The organism is Aerococcus urinaeequi (assembly GCF_001543205.1).
GTDB classification, from domain to species: domain Bacteria; phylum Bacillota; class Bacilli; order Lactobacillales; family Aerococcaceae; genus Aerococcus; species Aerococcus urinaeequi.
Genome location: NZ_CP014162.1, coordinates 765150 through 781214, shown reverse-complemented (window position 1 = coordinate 781214; position 16065 = coordinate 765150). Strand labels below are relative to the sequence as shown.

The 16065-nt window shown below is 39.1% G+C and carries 13 protein-coding genes; 10 read left to right on the top strand and 3 right to left on the bottom strand.

All coding sequences use genetic code 11. From position 1 onward, the window contains the following. The first annotated feature begins 23 nt into the window (after positions 1-23). Positions 24-854: an ammonia-dependent NAD(+) synthetase gene (gene nadE / locus AWM74_RS03515; protein WP_026465232.1), complete on the top strand. Its 831-nt coding sequence runs from the start codon at positions 24-26 to the stop codon at positions 852-854. Between the two features lie 404 nt (positions 855-1258). On the opposite strand, the gene AWM74_RS03510 is transcribed toward nadE, so the two are convergent. Then, on the bottom strand, positions 1259-1969 hold the full coding sequence (locus AWM74_RS03510; protein WP_026465233.1) for a DsbA family oxidoreductase: 711 nt from the start codon (positions 1967-1969) through the stop codon (positions 1259-1261). A 151-nt stretch (positions 1970-2120) separates the two neighbouring features. Between AWM74_RS03510 and AWM74_RS03505 the strand changes: the two genes are divergently transcribed. After that, the gene (locus tag AWM74_RS03505) at positions 2121-2852 is read left to right on the top strand and encodes an NAD-dependent protein deacylase (RefSeq protein ID WP_026465234.1); all 732 of its coding nucleotides are present in this window, start codon (positions 2121-2123) and stop codon (positions 2850-2852) included. A 450-nt stretch (positions 2853-3302) separates the two neighbouring features. On the opposite strand, the gene AWM74_RS03500 is transcribed toward AWM74_RS03505, so the two are convergent. Then, a complete protein-coding gene (locus AWM74_RS03500) occupies positions 3303-4631 on the bottom strand; it encodes an FAD-binding oxidoreductase (RefSeq protein ID WP_026465235.1) in 1329 nt (442 codons plus the stop codon). A gap of 105 nt (positions 4632-4736) precedes the next feature. Beyond that, positions 4737-5375 carry a YigZ family protein gene (locus AWM74_RS03495; RefSeq protein WP_026465236.1) on the bottom strand — a complete coding sequence of 213 codons (639 nt, stop codon included), beginning with the start codon at positions 5373-5375 and terminating at the stop codon, positions 4737-4739. A gap of 227 nt (positions 5376-5602) precedes the next feature. Here AWM74_RS03495 and AWM74_RS03490 point away from each other — a divergent pair, with 227 nt between their 5' ends. The 8 genes from AWM74_RS03490 (at position 5603) to AWM74_RS03455 (ending at position 16058) form a co-directional block, all read left to right on the top strand. After that, positions 5603-6466: a DegV family protein gene (locus tag AWM74_RS03490; protein WP_026465237.1), complete on the top strand. Its 864-nt coding sequence runs from the start codon at positions 5603-5605 to the stop codon at positions 6464-6466. Between the two features lie 133 nt (positions 6467-6599). Continuing rightward, entirely contained in the window at positions 6600-7973 is a 1374-nt protein-coding gene (locus AWM74_RS03485) for an ATP-dependent helicase ComFA (protein ID WP_026465238.1), read from the top strand. Beyond that, complete coding sequence (locus AWM74_RS03480; RefSeq protein ID WP_026465239.1) at positions 7966-8733, top strand: ComF family protein; 768 nt, start codon at positions 7966-7968, stop codon at positions 8731-8733. The genes AWM74_RS03485 and AWM74_RS03480 overlap by 8 nt, the downstream gene beginning before the upstream one ends. A 121-nt stretch (positions 8734-8854) precedes the next feature. Further along, complete coding sequence (gene hpf / locus AWM74_RS03475) at positions 8855-9439, top strand: ribosome hibernation-promoting factor, HPF/YfiA family (RefSeq protein ID WP_016897971.1); 585 nt, start codon at positions 8855-8857, stop codon at positions 9437-9439. A gap of 255 nt (positions 9440-9694) precedes the next feature. Beyond that, positions 9695-12076 carry a preprotein translocase subunit SecA gene (gene secA, locus AWM74_RS03470; protein ID WP_026465240.1) on the top strand — a complete coding sequence of 794 codons (2382 nt, stop codon included), beginning with the start codon at positions 9695-9697 and terminating at the stop codon, positions 12074-12076. Between the two features lie 92 nt (positions 12077-12168). Continuing rightward, a protein-coding gene (gene prfB / locus AWM74_RS03465; RefSeq protein ID WP_201784323.1) for a peptide chain release factor 2 occupies positions 12169-13282 on the top strand; the annotation gives its coding sequence in 2 pieces (ribosomal slippage) (positions 12169-12240 and positions 12242-13282; 1113 coding nt in all). 146 nt (positions 13283-13428) lie between these two features. Next, on the top strand, positions 13429-14202 hold the full coding sequence (locus tag AWM74_RS03460) for a response regulator transcription factor (protein WP_026465242.1): 774 nt from the start codon (positions 13429-13431) through the stop codon (positions 14200-14202). After that, positions 14202-16058 (top strand): sensor histidine kinase, encoded by a 1857-nt coding sequence (locus AWM74_RS03455; protein ID WP_026465243.1) that lies wholly within the window; start codon positions 14202-14204, stop codon positions 16056-16058. The genes AWM74_RS03460 and AWM74_RS03455 overlap by 1 nt, the downstream gene beginning before the upstream one ends. Positions 16059-16065: the final 7 nt, after the last annotated feature.

The following is a 16065-nucleotide window of genomic DNA, read 5'->3' as shown; positions in this document are numbered from 1 at the left end:
AAGCAATAAAAGGGGAGGATACCATGCGTCCATTACAAGAAGAAATTATAAATGCCTTAAAAGTAGCACCTAGTATTAATCCAGAAGCAGAAATCAGACGTACCATTGATTTCATCAAGGCATACTTTCACAAGTATCCATTTCTAAAAACCTTAGTATTGGGAATTTCTGGTGGGCAAGATTCAACCCTAGCTGGTAAATTATGCCAAATGGCTATGACTGAAATACGCGAAGAAACTGGTGATGATAAATACCAATTCATCGCAGTCCGTCTTCCTTACGGCAACCAAGCCGATGAAGCTGATGCTATGGACGCTATAGATTTCATGGCTGCGGACCAAACTGTACGCGTCAACATCAAGCCAGCTGTTGATGCTACCGTTGAACAATTGGAAAAGGGTGGACTTACCATTTCTGACTTCAATAAAGGAAATATCAAAGCGCGCCAACGGATGTTGGTACAATATGCAATCGCAGGTGAAAATGCAGGTGTCGTGGTAGGGACAGACCATGCTGCTGAATCGGTGACAGGCTTCTACACCAAGTTCGGTGATGGCGCAGCAGATATCCTGCCTATCTGGCGGTTAAATAAACGTCAAGGACGTGCTATCCTTGAATATTTAGATGCCCCAGAACATTTATACGTTAAGGTACCAACAGCTGACTTAGAAGAAGACCGCCCAGGCTTAGCCGACGAAGTAGCCCTAGGTGTAACCTACCAAGACATCGATGCTTACTTAGAAGGCAAAGACGTCTCAACAGACGCAGCCGAAAAAATCGAAAACTGGTACCTAAAAACCCAACACAAACGTGAATTACCAATCACCGTTTATGATGAATGGTGGAAGAAATAGGGTGTGAGTGAGACCGTTAAGCTCAATAACGATGGAAGACTATAGCCGTATCACACGAGTGTGATGCAATATAGTCTGAAGCGGACTTGAGCTGGTCGAATGAACCCGACTAAATAGGATGCGAAGTACGAGCTCAACTTTATAGGATGCGAGAGCCGAGTCAAAAGACTAAAAGACATTAACTTATATATACAAAATAGCCTCTGTGATTTTACTGTTCACAAAGGCTATTTTTCTATTATGTTTCACGGGTGAAATTGTTAGATTCATTTTATACTTTTCTAAGAATTACCGCTGTTATGGTGAAATGTTTAAAAATACCTATCTAGGACTCATATTTTTTTGCTAAAACTTTCCCTAAGCATATTCTGCTAATCTCATACTGCATCTCATTGAAAGAAAGTTTAGTCACAGATCCATTGACCATCTACGAAATTACAAGCCATTCCAGGACCACCAAGGGTTTGTAGTTTTGGTGTTAATGGTTGACCTTCTTCTTCAGCAATTTGTTTTAGCTGGTTCTCGATTACTTCAGTAGGTTGTGCACCTGAAATCAAATATTTTTGGTTGATCACTAAAGCTGGCGCACCTTGAATACCGTAAGCTTGAACGGTCGCTAGATCTTGTAAAACAGCTTCTTCTGTTTCAGCTTTCTCGTATTGTTCTACCCATTGGTCAAGGTCGGTATTAGTAGTCGCTATAGCAGCTTTTAAAGTTTCGAATTCTTCGATATTTTTATTTTCAACGAATAGAGCATTTTGGATAGCATCAAAAGCATCCCAGTAAGCATCTTGCCCGCCTAAAATACCAGCGGCTTTTGCTGCTCTTAAACCATTTTTTGAAGTTGGGAAGTTAAAGTCGGTTTCACGCATTCCCTCTATGTTAAAGCGGTGGTCATCATCATTTTGATTAGCTTGTTCCCAGTGAGTTAACACTTCAGGTTTAACGGCTTCACGTGACCCAAACATTTGGATAAAGTGATCTGGTTCCCAACCTAAAGCGAAAGATCGGTGGACCACGTCGATGTTATTATATTTACTAACGATTTTCCGCATGCGATTAGACATGGGGAAACAAAATGAGCAAATCACATCGTGGAAAAATTCAATTTGCATAGTGTTCTCCTTTTTTATTATGTCAGTCTATATATTAGTTAAATCCAAACTTATAAGCAATCAGATTGCTCAAGGCTTTAATGTACGATATTTCGCATGAAAAATTTGGTCATGTTAGAATAAGTAAAGAATTATATAAAGGAGGACTAGCATGAGCGAAAAAATCCAACAATTCAAACAACAAATTCAAGATAGTCAACGTATTGTCTTTTTCACAGGAGCGGGAATGTCTACAGCATCTGGTATCCCTGATTTCCGGTCAGCGAATGGTCTTTTTATGGAAGATCTAGGAGGGACTTATAGTCCAGAAGAAGTGGTCTCACATCATTTCTTTACGCAACATCCAAAAGAATACTTTGCTTATCACTTTGATAAATTAGTTTATACAGAAGCTAAACCCAATGCAGGGCATGAATTCATCGCTAACTTAGAAGGGTCTGGTAAAGATGTTTCTGTGGTTACGCAAAATATAGACGGTCTGCACCAAAAAGCTGGTTCATCAGCTGTTTATGAATTACACGGCAGTACGTTAGATAATTATTGTGTCTCATGTGGCCGTCATTATAAGTTAGAAGAACTTCAACTAGACCAAGATGGTATTCCGCGCTGCCCAATTGATCAAGGCATTGTTAGACCAAATATTGTCTTATACCAAGAACAATTAGATCAAGATGTAGTGAATGGAGCAGTGGATAAAATCCGCCAAGCTGATTTGTTAGTTATCTTGGGAACAAGTCTAGTCGTTTATCCAGCAGCCGGCTTCTTAAACTACTTCCGAGGACAATATCTAACTGTAGTAAACAAATCACCACTTCAAATTCCATATCACGATGCCTTAGTATTTGAAGACACTATTGAAAACGTCTTTAGCCAACTGAGTTAAATCATTATATTCAAGAAAAAACGCCTTACACAAAATTGTAGGGCGTTTTCTATTTGAAATACAAATAAACTTAAAACTAAATAGTCTATTGATTAGAATTGAATAGCAATTATATTCTAAAATATACAAGCCAGGGGCTGGAATTACCTAGCACGCCTTAGCAGTGGAACAAGGATTTCTGACCCACATCATTCTGTTAGGGGGTACCCCTTACAGAATGAGTCGTCAGAAAAGCCCTTAGAAAAATTTTCTAAGGGCGGTCCCACTGCTTTTAAGGCAGTGATAGGTATGTGGAAGCCGAAGGCTACCTCCTAAACATTACGTTTGCTTTGAAGTTGAGCTCGTCAGGGCAGATAGGTATCCACTTCAGAATAGTTTGCGTCACACTTTGTGTGCCACGGCACTATTCTTCCATTGTCTCCTATCTGGACGCCCTGTCTCACATCCTGTTTAATCAAACATTTTTCCTGGGTTCAAGATGTTATTTGGATCCATGGCTTGTTTGATGGACTTCAATACTGCCATATATGCTTCGTCTTTGAAGTAAGGTAGATAGGCTTTTTTCTCTAAACCTACACCGTGTTCTGCAGATAATAAGCCACCTTGTTCAGCAACATATGGGAATAAATCATTTTCATAGTCATGTTTAATTTGTTCCCACGTTTCATCATCTTGGTCGTCACGTAAGATACAAATATGAATGTTGCCATCTCCAGCATGGCCGAAGAATCCAGTTTGGACATTATATTTATCGCCTAAACGTTTACCTTCCTTCACTAAGTCTGTAAACAAGTGGTTAGGTACAACCGGGTCATACATTTTCCAGTCACCTTTAGAAACGATACCGTTCAAGATATTATCACGGATGGCCCACATTTCGCTGGCTTCATCGTCAGAAAGTTCGCGCGCTTCAATTGCACCAGCCTTTTTCCCAAGGGCTTGAATGGCTTCAAGCTGGAAGGCTAACCCGTCTGCTGCATTGTCTGCTACGGTTGCCAATAAGAAGGCTTCACCATGAACCTCAGGCATTTTCTTATTAATAAATTGTTCAGAATAGTGGATACCAGATTCTTCCAAAAGTTCTAAGGCGATAGGTTGAACAGGTGATTTTACGACTTCAAAAATTGCGTCTGACACACCGTCTAATGAATTAAAGCCAAGGATTAATGATTTCTCGAAAGCTGGACGTGGTGTTAATTTCAATTGTAACTCTGTGATCACCCCGAGTGTACCTTCAGCACCGATAAATAGGTCTTTCAAATCGTAAGCTGTTGCATCTTTTTTATTTAAGGATCCAACGTGAATCAAATCACCGTTAGCCAATACTACGTCATAACCACGGATATTATCACGGGTTACACCATATTTGATAGCGCGCATACCACCAGCATTTGTAGAGGCATTCCCCCCTACTGAAGCATTCTTATTACCAGGGTCAGGGGCATAGAAATAAGGTGTATTTGCTAGATAATCACGGATTTGGAATAAGGTTACACCTGCTTGAACATTTAAAGTCAGGGTTTGTTCATCTAGTGAAAGAATTTTATTCATTTTCTCCATACTCAATAACCAAGCATGGTTGATTGGGTAGGTTGCGCTTGTTAAACCAGTTTGGCTCCCAATAGTAATTGTTGGTTGCTTTCTCGCGTTGGCATCTTTAATAAATGCGACCACTTCTTCAGTTGAAGTAGGGAAGGCGATTAAGGAGGCAGATCCGGGCTCTTTTTCCACCGTGTATGTCTTCAAATACTTGTCTGCAATTTGTTTTTCAACTTCCATATTAGAACCTCCGTTTTGTAAGGGTTTACAAATATATTGTCCTCCAATCATCTTGAAAATGCAAGGTGATTTATTGAAGCGAATTTGAGTAAAATTATGAATAGTTTAGTAAGTAATCGGTTGGTCTACGTAGATTTCTTGACCGATAGCAAACTCAGCTTGGTCACTTGTTAAATTAACTAAGTCAGCTTGGACTTGGTCTACTAAATCTGACGGGACACCTAAATGATAAGTCACGTCAGCTAGGTAAGTTGTATCTAATAAGCTGTAGGGTGATTCAGCAATCCAATGTTCTAATTGACCAGTTAATGGATAAGCAACTTTGATGTCTAATTGGGTTTGTAGCTTACGTTCTACTTGACCAATGGCATCTAATCCTTCAGATACTGCGGATGAGTATGCACGAACGAGGCCACCAGCACCTAGTTTAGTACCACCAAAATAACGAGTGACAATAACGATAATATTTTGTAATTCTCGCTGTTTTAGGACCTCAAGCATAGGAACGCCTGCGGTTCCGGATGGTTCGCCATCATCTAGTGCGCGTTGAATCTCGTTCTTGTCACCAATCTGGAAGACTACACAATTGTGAGTTGCTTTGTAGTGTTCTTTACGAATTTTTTGGATAAATGCATTGGCTTCATCTTCATTGAAGACCCGTTTTGCATGGCAAATAAACCGTGACCCTTTCACTTCAATTTCGTGGCTACCGCCGCCTTCAACTACAGTCCGGTATTCAATCATTTGACTTACCTCCTTGTTAATCATTTCTTTCCTTTGAGAGTAGCATATTTTATTATTTTTAGCTATTTGCCTGTCTTTTGTGTATATTTCACAAAGTTGAAGCGCTTTACTAGATAAACTTGTCGAATTTTATCCAGATGTTTGATAAAATGGCACTGATGTTATTGTCAGTTGATCATTTTTCAAGTGGCAATCTGTAAAGTACAGGGATTAGAGGAGAAAATTATATGTCACTTGCCATTGTAACGGATAGTACTGCCTATCTTTCAGACGAATTTGTTAGTCGTCACGATATTACAGTTCTACCATTAACAATCACATTTTCAGACGGATCTTACCGTGACAATATCGACACCACGATTGATGAATTTTATGCCAAAATGGCGGCCTTAGATGAGATCCCAACAAGTTCGCAACCAGCGCCAGGTCTTGTCACAGAAGCCTTTGATGGACTTGCTGAGACACATGATGAAATTTTGGTTGTGACCCTATCAAAAGGTATTTCTGGTACCTTCCAAACCTTTAGTATGATTGCAAGCGAAGTTGCTGAAGAAAAAAATGTTCGAATTGAGGTTTATAATTCCGATATTTCTTTGATTGGTCAAGGGTTATTCGTTCAAGAAGCCGTTAAGTTGCGGGAACAAGGTCTAGGATTGATGGACATTCTACCTAAACTAGACGCCTTGAAGCTAACTGCTGACGCATATTTCTCAGTGGAAGATTTAGGACACTTAGCTAAAGGTGGCCGTATCTCTGCTAGTGCAGCTGGAATTGGCAACCTATTACAAGTAAAACCAATCTTGCATTTTGAACAGGGGAAAATTGAGGTTTTTGAAAAAGTTCGTACCCATAAAAAGACAGTGAAACGTATGCTTGATTTATTTGAACAGGCTTATCAAGCAAATCCGCGACTAAGAATCGCTATTGTAGGGGAAGACGATACCCCGCAAGTTCAAAGTTTGGTGGCTTATATGACTGAAAACCACCCAGATTTAGATATGCAACGAACGCCAGTAGGTCCGGTTATTGGGACACATCTTGGTCCAGCTGCCTATGCTTTAGTTTGGTGGCAAAACACTGATATTGACTAGGGTAAGACGAAGTTTTTATATTTATTGAAATTGCACTTATTTTTTTATATTTAATTGAGATCAGGAAATTTCCTGGTCTTTTTTGGCGTAATCCCTAAAATTTGCCGTATAAACTGGATGAGGGGTGAGAATCATGGACGAAATAATCAATTTATTAACCGGTCGACTCGTTACAGCCAAGGAAATTAACCAGACCGATGAGTCCATGGCCTCACTAGAAATTCCCGGACTACAGATTTTCCCTGCCATAGAGAAAAGCGGTTCACGGTTAACTTGTCTTCGTTGCGGTAACCATACAAACTTTCATCAAAATATCTGTCAATGTGACTTAATAGAATGTCTTTACTGTTTGCAGTGTCTTAACTTTGGTAAATTACGGACCTGCGACAAGCTCTATCACCTAGAAGAAACAGCAACAGCACATTACTGGAAAAGAAACCAATCTTATCTGGCGTGGAATGGGACCTTATCTGAACAACAGGCTCAAGCTTCTGAAGAGATTTGTCAAAGCTACCAAACTGGTGGTCAACGTTTAGTTTGGGCAGTTACTGGCGCGGGCAAAACCGAAATGGTCTTTGAAGCGGTTAATCAAGCGCTGATGGCTGGAGGAAAAGTTGCACTAGTAACACCACGGATTGATGTTGCTAATGAATTGGCACCTAGGTTTAAAGCAGCTTTTCCTGAAGTAACTATTCAATTACTTCACGGCCAATCTGAAGAATCATATAGTGGTGCGGCTTTTACAATTGGGTCTACCCACCAGTTAATTCGGTTTAAAGCAGCTTTTGATTTGCTGATTATTGATGAAATTGACGCTTTCCCTTATGACGGTGACCTTATGCTCTATTTCGCTTCAGAGCGTGCCATTAAAAAGACAGGGGCCCAGATTTTGCTGACGGCAACCCCAAACCCAAGTCATGAGAAATTAATCAAAGATGGCAAGCTACCCGTGTCCATTCTGCCAGCCCGCTACCACCGCCACCACCTACCAGTCCCCGTACACCAATGGGTAGGCGACTGGCATAGTATTATTCAAGCAGGTAAAGTACCAAGTGTTTTTAAACGACTATTAGGACGGCTACTGGTCAAAGGGAGACGAGTTTTGGTCTTTATGCCCAACATTGATTTAATGCTAACTTTCGTAAGATTATGCCGACAAGTATTTGCTGATTACCGTTTTGAATCCGTGTCTTCAAAAGACCCAGACCGTATTATCAAGGTACAAAATATGCGAGATGGTCATTATGATTTTTTATTTTCAACGACTATCTTAGAGCGTGGCGTTACCTTTGCTAATATTGATGTCATCGTATTGGGTAGTGAGGACCAGACCTTTACTACAGCAGCTCTAGTCCAGATTTCAGGCCGAGTGGGCCGAAAACCCAAATGGCCATCAGGGTCAGTTTATTTTCTCCATTACGGTAAAACTAAAGCCTCTATTGCAGCTATTCGGCAAATTCAATCCATGAATGATCAAGCAAGGAAACGAGGTTTAATTGATGATTAGTTTATTTAAGGGCGTGATGGAAGGGGGACTAGCTGAGGCGGTTAGCCCACCTACTTGTGTGATTTGTCAAAACACTTTGGATAACCCACTAACTTTGGCAGATATCTTGTCTCTGAGCCCAATAAAACCACTACTTTTTTGCCAAGAATGTTTGAATAGCCTAATCGCCATTGATCTAAAAACGGCCTGTAAACAATGCGGACGAGATATGACTATTGAATCGGCTGGTCAAGTGGATGAAGAAGGTTTTTGTGGGGACTGTCAAAGTTGGCATACTTACCATGATTGGCAGTTTACCAACCAGGCTTTCTATCAATATAATCGTGTCTTTAAAGATTGGCTGGTAGTCTTAAAAGGGCAGGGCGATATTCGTGGGCGTCATCTTTTTGCCAAGGAATTAAAAGCTGTCTACCGAAAGCATATGGAGGCTATTTGGGTGCCTATGCCTTCTTCCAGTGAGAAGGTAGCGAATCGAGGCTTTAACCAGACGCGTTTAATACTTGAGGCAGCGGACATTCCCTTTCAAGACCTATTGATGAATGAGGGGAGTCAGGGGAAGCAAGCCTATAAAAACCGCCAAGACCGTTTGCAAGATAGAAGTAAAATTAAGGTGAAAAATGACCTAGAAAATATAGATAAAAACCGTCCGATTATCCTATTCGATGACGTCTATACTACTGGTACCACTATGTTTTCAGCCTACAAGGCACTTGAATTAGCGGGCTTTAGTCAAGTTAGCGGACTGACCCTTGCAAGATAATGTATTTTTTCAGTGTGGATTATTTGTATCGGTAAGCGTTTTCTATTATAATTAAGGTACTAATAAAGAAGCTATAGGAGCTTCACCAGTAATTTATTACTGGTAGAAAGGATGAAAGATTATGTTTACATACAACGTCCGCGGTGAGAATATTGAAATCACTCCAGCAATCAGAGAGTATGCTGAAAAGAAAATCTCTAAGATTGAACGGTATTTCACTGATTCACCTGATGCAACTGCATATGTAAATGCGAAAGTTTATCCGAATAAGGATGCTAAGGCAGAGGTTACAATTCCCTTATCAGGTGGTTTGACTTTACGTGCTGAAGAAACATCTCAAGATTTGTACGGTTCTATTGACCTTGTGGTAGATAAATTAGAACGTCAAGTACGTAAATACAAAACAAAAATGAATCGTAAACCTCGTGTAAGTGCTGGTTTACCAGGCGCTGTGGAAACACAAGTGCAAGCTGACCGCGTTGAGCAAGAGGCTGAAGAAGGGCATGACCCAATTAAGATTGTGCGTCGTAAAACCTTATCTGTGAAGCCGATGACTGCAGAAGAAGCGGTATTGCAAATGGAAATGCTAGGTCACAACTTCTTCATCTTTGAAGATGCTGAAACTGGTAAAGGCGCATTGGTGTATGCTCGTCGTAAAGGATCTTATGGTTTAATTGCCATTGAAGATGACTTAGAAGAAGCATAATCAAGAAAACATACTGATAAAATGACAAGCTCCGGTAGTTGCCGGGGCTTTTTTCATGTGTTTAGTCATTTTCCAGGAAAAAGATTATAAAAATCTTGTAATTTCTGCTAAGGCTATCCGTTTCTTGTTTTAATGACAAATTTTTAATGCTATCATATAATGGACGATAAATATATTGGGGATAGTGGGTAGCGCGATACCGCTGGACACATTAGCCCAAGATTTATACAAGTTTCTGAACCAAAGGAGAAAATAATGGCAAATGTTTTAAAAAAGGTTTTTGATAACCAAAGAAAAGATTTGAAAAAATTTGATAAAACTGCAAAACAAGTTGAAGCATTAGAGGATCGTTTTGCAAATTACACAGATGACCAATTAAAAGATATGACTAAGTCATTCCAAGAACGGCTACAATTAGGTGAAGACTTGGAAGATATTTTAGTGGAAGCTTTTGCTACAGTAAGAGAAGGTGCACGCCGTGTCCTTGGATTATTCCCTTACCACGTACAAATTATGGGTGGTTTGGCTTTACACTACGGAAACATAGCAGAGATGAAAACTGGTGAAGGTAAAACTTTAACAGCAACAATGCCAGTGTACCTGAATGCCTTAGCTGGTAAAGGCGTTCACGTCGTGACAGTCAATGACTACTTGGCAAGCCGTGACTCAGCGCAAATGGGTGAGTTATATACTTTCTTAGGCTTAACAGTGGGCTTGAATAAAGCTGGTATGAACAACGACGAAAAGCGTGAAGCATATGCAGCGGATATTACTTATTCAACAAATAACGAGCTTGGATTTGACTACTTGCGTGACAACATGGTTGTGTACAAACGCCAAATGGTGCAACGTCCTTTATACTTTGCGGTTGTCGATGAAGTGGATTCAATCTTAATCGATGAGGCGCGTACGCCGTTGATTATTTCCAACCAAGCAGAGCAATCAACAGCACTTTATCAACGCGCAGATTATTTTGCTAAAAGTTTAAAAGAAGAGGAAGACTATGTTATTGATGTTTCCTCTAAAACAATAGCCCTTACTGAAGCAGGTATTGAAAAAGCCGAAGATGTCTTCCATGTAAAAAACTTATACGACATGGAAAATGGCCGTTTAATCCACCATATTGATACAGCTTTGCGTGCTAACTACATCATGATTTTAAATATTGACTACGTTGTAGTTGATGGTCAAGTTAAAATTGTTGATGGTTTCACAGGTCGTATCATGGAAGGGCGTCGTTTCTCTGACGGGTTACACCAAGGTATTGAAGCCAAAGAAAATGTTGAAATTCAAAATGAATCAAAAACAATGGCGACAATTACCTTCCAAAATTACTTTAGAATGTATGAAAAATTATCTGGTATGACAGGTACAGCTAAAACTGAAGAAGAAGAATTCCGTGAAATTTATAATATGAACGTTATTCAAATTCCAACCAATAAACCAGTTATTCGTGAAGATAAATCAGATATCTTATACCCTAATTTAAAATCTAAATTTAACGCGGTTGTAAAGGATATCGCTACTCGCCACCAAGCTGGACAACCAGTTTTAGTAGGTACGGTAGCAGTTGAAACTTCTGAAATGTTATCAGATGCCTTAACGCAATTAGGTATTCGCCATAATGTGTTGAACGCTAAAAACCATGAACGTGAAGCACAAATTGTTGCTGATGCAGGTCAAAAGGGCGCCGTGACGATTGCGACGAACATGGCGGGGCGTGGTACAGATATTAAATTGAGCCCCGAAGTAAAAGAACTTGGTGGCTTAGCTGTAATTGGTACTGAACGTCACGAATCACGTCGTATTGATAACCAGTTACGTGGACGTGCTGGACGCCAAGGGGATCCTGGATATTCACGTTTCTACTTGTCTCTTGAAGATGATGTAATGCGTCGTTTTGGGTCAGAGCGTATCCAACAACTATGGGAAAGCTTAAATCTTGATCAAGATGATCCAGATATGGTGATTGAGTCTCGTATGATTACTAAACAGGTTGAAGGTGCACAAATTCGTGTTGAAGGGAATAACTACGATACCCGTAAAAACGTCCTGGAATACGATGAAGTGATGCGTCAACAACGTGATGTCATCTACGCACAACGTTTCGAAGTGATTTCAGCTGAAGAGTCATTGGATGACGTGATGTGGCCAATGATTGAGCGGACCATTAAACGCCAAGTGGAATTATACACTGCTGGTGACCGTGCTGATTGGAATTTAGAAGCCTTAGCTGACTTCGCGGAAACAGCTTTATACCGTAATACACAGGTGGATATCGATAATTTAGAGGGTAAAAGCCAAAAAGAAATTATTGCCTTTATTACAGATAAAGCAGCTGACCGTTTCAACCAAAAAATTGATTCAATCAATAACAAAGATATGGCCCTAGAATTTGAAAAAGTGGTTATCCTGCGTGCAGTTGACTCTCGTTGGACTAACCATATTGACGCTATGGACCAATTACGTCAAGGGGTTGGACTACGTGCTTACGCGCAAAATAACCCATTGGTAGAATACCAATCTGAAGGATTTGACCGTTTCAACGAAATGATTGCCGGTATTGAATATGATGCAACACGCATGTTCATGCAATCAGAAATTCGTCAAAACTTAGAACGTAAACAAGCTAAATAAGAGCATATTATGAACATCGGGACGAACAAGGCATTGACCGAGTAACATCATCATGCATGTTGGTCCCGTGTTTTTATTAGGAGCGATATAAGATGGAACAATATGAAATTAATAACTTACTAGAGCAAAATAAAACCCAAATTGACAGCTTCAGGGGGTCTCTTTGACTTAGAGAAAATAGAAGCAGATTTAGCTGAGTATGAAGCTGATATGGTTCAACCAGGTTTCTGGGATGATTCAGAAAAAGCACAATCAGTAATTGATGCGAATAACGCCTTGAAAAAGGTCTATGATGAATTCAATAATCTAGCAGATGAATATGAAGAATTGACACTTTTAAACGAAATGGTTAAAGAAGAACCAGATCCCGATTTATCTAAGGAATTAGTTAATCGAATACAAGCTTTTCAAGCTAAAATTAGCGCCTATGAGCGCAATATTTTACTAAGTGGCGAGTATGACCATAACGATGCCTTATTAGAGATTCATCCAGGTGCGGGTGGTACTGAGTCCCAAGACTGGGCTTCTATGCTCCTTCGCATGTACCAACGGTGGGCAGACCAACACGACTATCAAGTAACCACACTAGACTTCCAAAATGGGGATGAAGCGGGGATTAAGTCTGTTACACTAGAAATCAAAGGGTTAAATGCTTATGGATTTTTAAAATCAGAAGATGGTATTCACCGTTTGGTGCGTATATCACCATTTGACTCTAATAAGCGTCGGCATACATCCTTTGCTTCAGTGGAGATTATGCCAGTATTAGACCAAAATACGGAAATTGAAATTGATGAATCAGATATTGAAATGGACGTATTCCGCGCATCAGGTGCTGGAGGGCAACATATCAATAAAACATCTTCAGCAGTTCGGTTAACCCACGTGCCAACTGGTATTGTCGTGGCCTCACAAGGTCAAAGGTCTCAATTCCAAAATAGGGATACGGCTATGAAGATGTTACAAGCTAAATTAGCGCATTTACTAGCTGAAAAAAATGCCAAAGAATTAGATGAAATTCGTGGTGAAAAATCAGAAATTGCCTGGGGTTCACAAATCCGTTCTTACGTATTCCATCCATATAATATGGTAAAGGACCACCGAACTGACCATGAAACTGCTAATGTGCAAGCGGTGATGGATGGCGATTTAGATGGGTTTATTGACGCATATTTAAAAGCGCAATTGAGTGATGAAGAGGCATAGTAGTAATCGATTGTGTCTCGGCGGATTTAAATGACAAATTAAACGGTATATAATAATAAATGAAATATAGCTTGTATCTGAGACCTAGGGTACTTGGTTGATGTTGGGTGTAATCACGTTCCCAAAGTTGTGTGTGGAGGAAATATATGAAAAAAGTATTGATAGTGGATGATGAGCAATCGATATTAACATTATTAAAATATAGTTTAGAAAAAGAAGGCTATGAAGTTATCCAAGCAGAAGATGGCCAAGCAGGATTAGAATTGGCGATGAATCATCAATTAGACTTTATTATTCTTGACTTAATGCTACCCAAAATGGATGGGATGGACGTTTGTAAAAACTTACGCCAAAATAAGATAAACACACCTATTCTAATGTTAACTGCAAAAGATGATGAATTAGAAAAAATTATCGGGTTAGAGTTGGGTGCGGATGATTATATGACAAAACCATTTAGCCCACGTGAAGTATTAGCACGAATGAAGGCAATCTTACGTCGTGCGTCGTATGCAGCACCTATAGTTACGGTTGATGAAGAAAATGGCATTGAAGCTAAACACAAAATTACCTTAACGAAAGATTCGGTGGGTAATTTTAAAGATGAAGATGTCGAAATCATTAAAGCAGGTGATATTGAAATCCATGTAAATGATTATGTTGTATACGTGCGCGGGGAATCGATTGAAATGACGCCTAAAGAGTTCGAGTTATTAACTTATATGGCTCGTCGTGTGAATCGTACATTATCACGTGAACAATTATTACAAAAGTTATGGCGGTTTGATTATGCCGGAGAAACGCGTATAGTTGATGTTCATGTGAGCCACTTACGTGAAAAAATCGAATTAGATACCAAAAATCCTGAGTATATTATTACAATACGTGGCTTTGGATATAAATTTGAGGTGCCTCACTAATGCAAAAATTGATTCGAAGTATAACAACAGTGTTTGCGCTGTTGTTTATTTTATATAGTGTGATATTTGCTTTCACGGTAAACCGCTTTGTTTCTGATACTGTTAACGAAGAAGTGCAAAATACGTTGGTAAATGTAGTTTCAACTATTCGACCAAGTTTCAGATCTTTAGAAGTGACTGATATAACAGACAATACGCTTGAATTCCGATCTGTTAAACGGACTATCCAACCCATGATTAATTTAAATGATCGAATCTTAATTTATGATGCAAACGGAAACCGTGTTTACACAGTTGGAAATGAGCAATTATCAAATGATTTAGCATTTAGAGACTATGAAGATAATATGGATAATAGATTTAGACAGGAAGAAACAGAAAAGAATACGATTATTTACTCTTACTCTGAACGAATTTCGAACTCAAAAGGAGATGTACTTGGGTATATTCAAGTATTGAGAAATTTTCCTCTTAATCGTCCAGTTGAAGAAAATATTATCTTTATTGCCGTGGTAATGGCTCTTGGTGCGGTTATTTTACTGGTGGGCTTTTTTGTACACTTTAACCGCAGAATACACTTGCCTATTTTGGCAATCAATCGCCAATTAAATCATATAGCAAATAATGATTATGCGACGAAATATACACCCATAGACATTGAAGAATTTGATGAAATTGGTGAAAATATTAATGATCTATCCAATGAGCTGGCACTTCAAGAATTTCAAATTACAAATCAAACACAACGAATGAACAAATTGGTAGATGCCATGATGTTAGGCGTTGTGATGGTAGATAAAGACCATATTGTACGTTTAGCTAACCCAGCTATCTATGAAATTTTAGGGCTAGAGGAACAGATAGAAGGTCGTCGTTTCGAAGAAGTATTACAAAGTTATCGTTTGATTCAAATGCTAAACCAAGCTTCTAAAACTAAAGAGAAGATTAATGAAGAAATCTATTTATATTATCCAAGAGAAGTGATCTTAGATGTAAATATTATTCATTTAAGCTATGACGAGATGGATGCTTATTTCGATGCTGAATCTAATGAAGAATTAACGAATTCAAATGATTCAGAGCAAATTATCCTTTTAATTTATGATATTACTAGTATTCGCCATTTGGAAAAAGTTCGTAGCGATTTTATTTCTAACGCGTCTCATGAGCTTAAAACACCAGTCACTGCCTTGCAGGGATTTACTGAGACATTATTAGATGGGGCCATTGAAGAGCATGATACAGCAGTAGAATTTATTAAAATTATGCAAAAAGAGAGTAATCGCCTCGGTTCTTTAATTAAGGATATTTTAGATCTGGCTAAAATTGAACAGGATCAAGTACAACAAACTAGTGAATTGTTAGAGGCGGACGAGCTTTTAGAAGACGTATTTCAACACCTAAGTGGGCGGGCACAAGATAAGCATATTGATTTAGTTAAAGATGATAACTCCCAACCAGATGTTTCTTTTAGAGGAGATCGGGGTAGGATTTTACAGGTACTTACCAACCTAATTCATAATGCCATTATTTATAATAATCCTTATGGGTTTGTTAAGGTATTCATTTCTGAAGAGGAAAATATGATTCAATTTAAAATTTCAGATAATGGTATCGGCATACCACAAGAGGACCTTCCACGAATATTTGAACGATTCTACCGGGTAAGTAAAGACCGGTCAACTGCATCTGGTGGTACAGGGCTAGGTTTATCCATCGTTCGTAATATACTAGAACATATGGGTGGTAGGATTGAAGTAGATAGTGTATTTGGAAGGGGAACAAGTTTTACGGTCTATATTCCTAAGCTAGAACCGCTAGAATTAGATGAAGAAGATGAAATTGAAGAAGAATAAACGAATA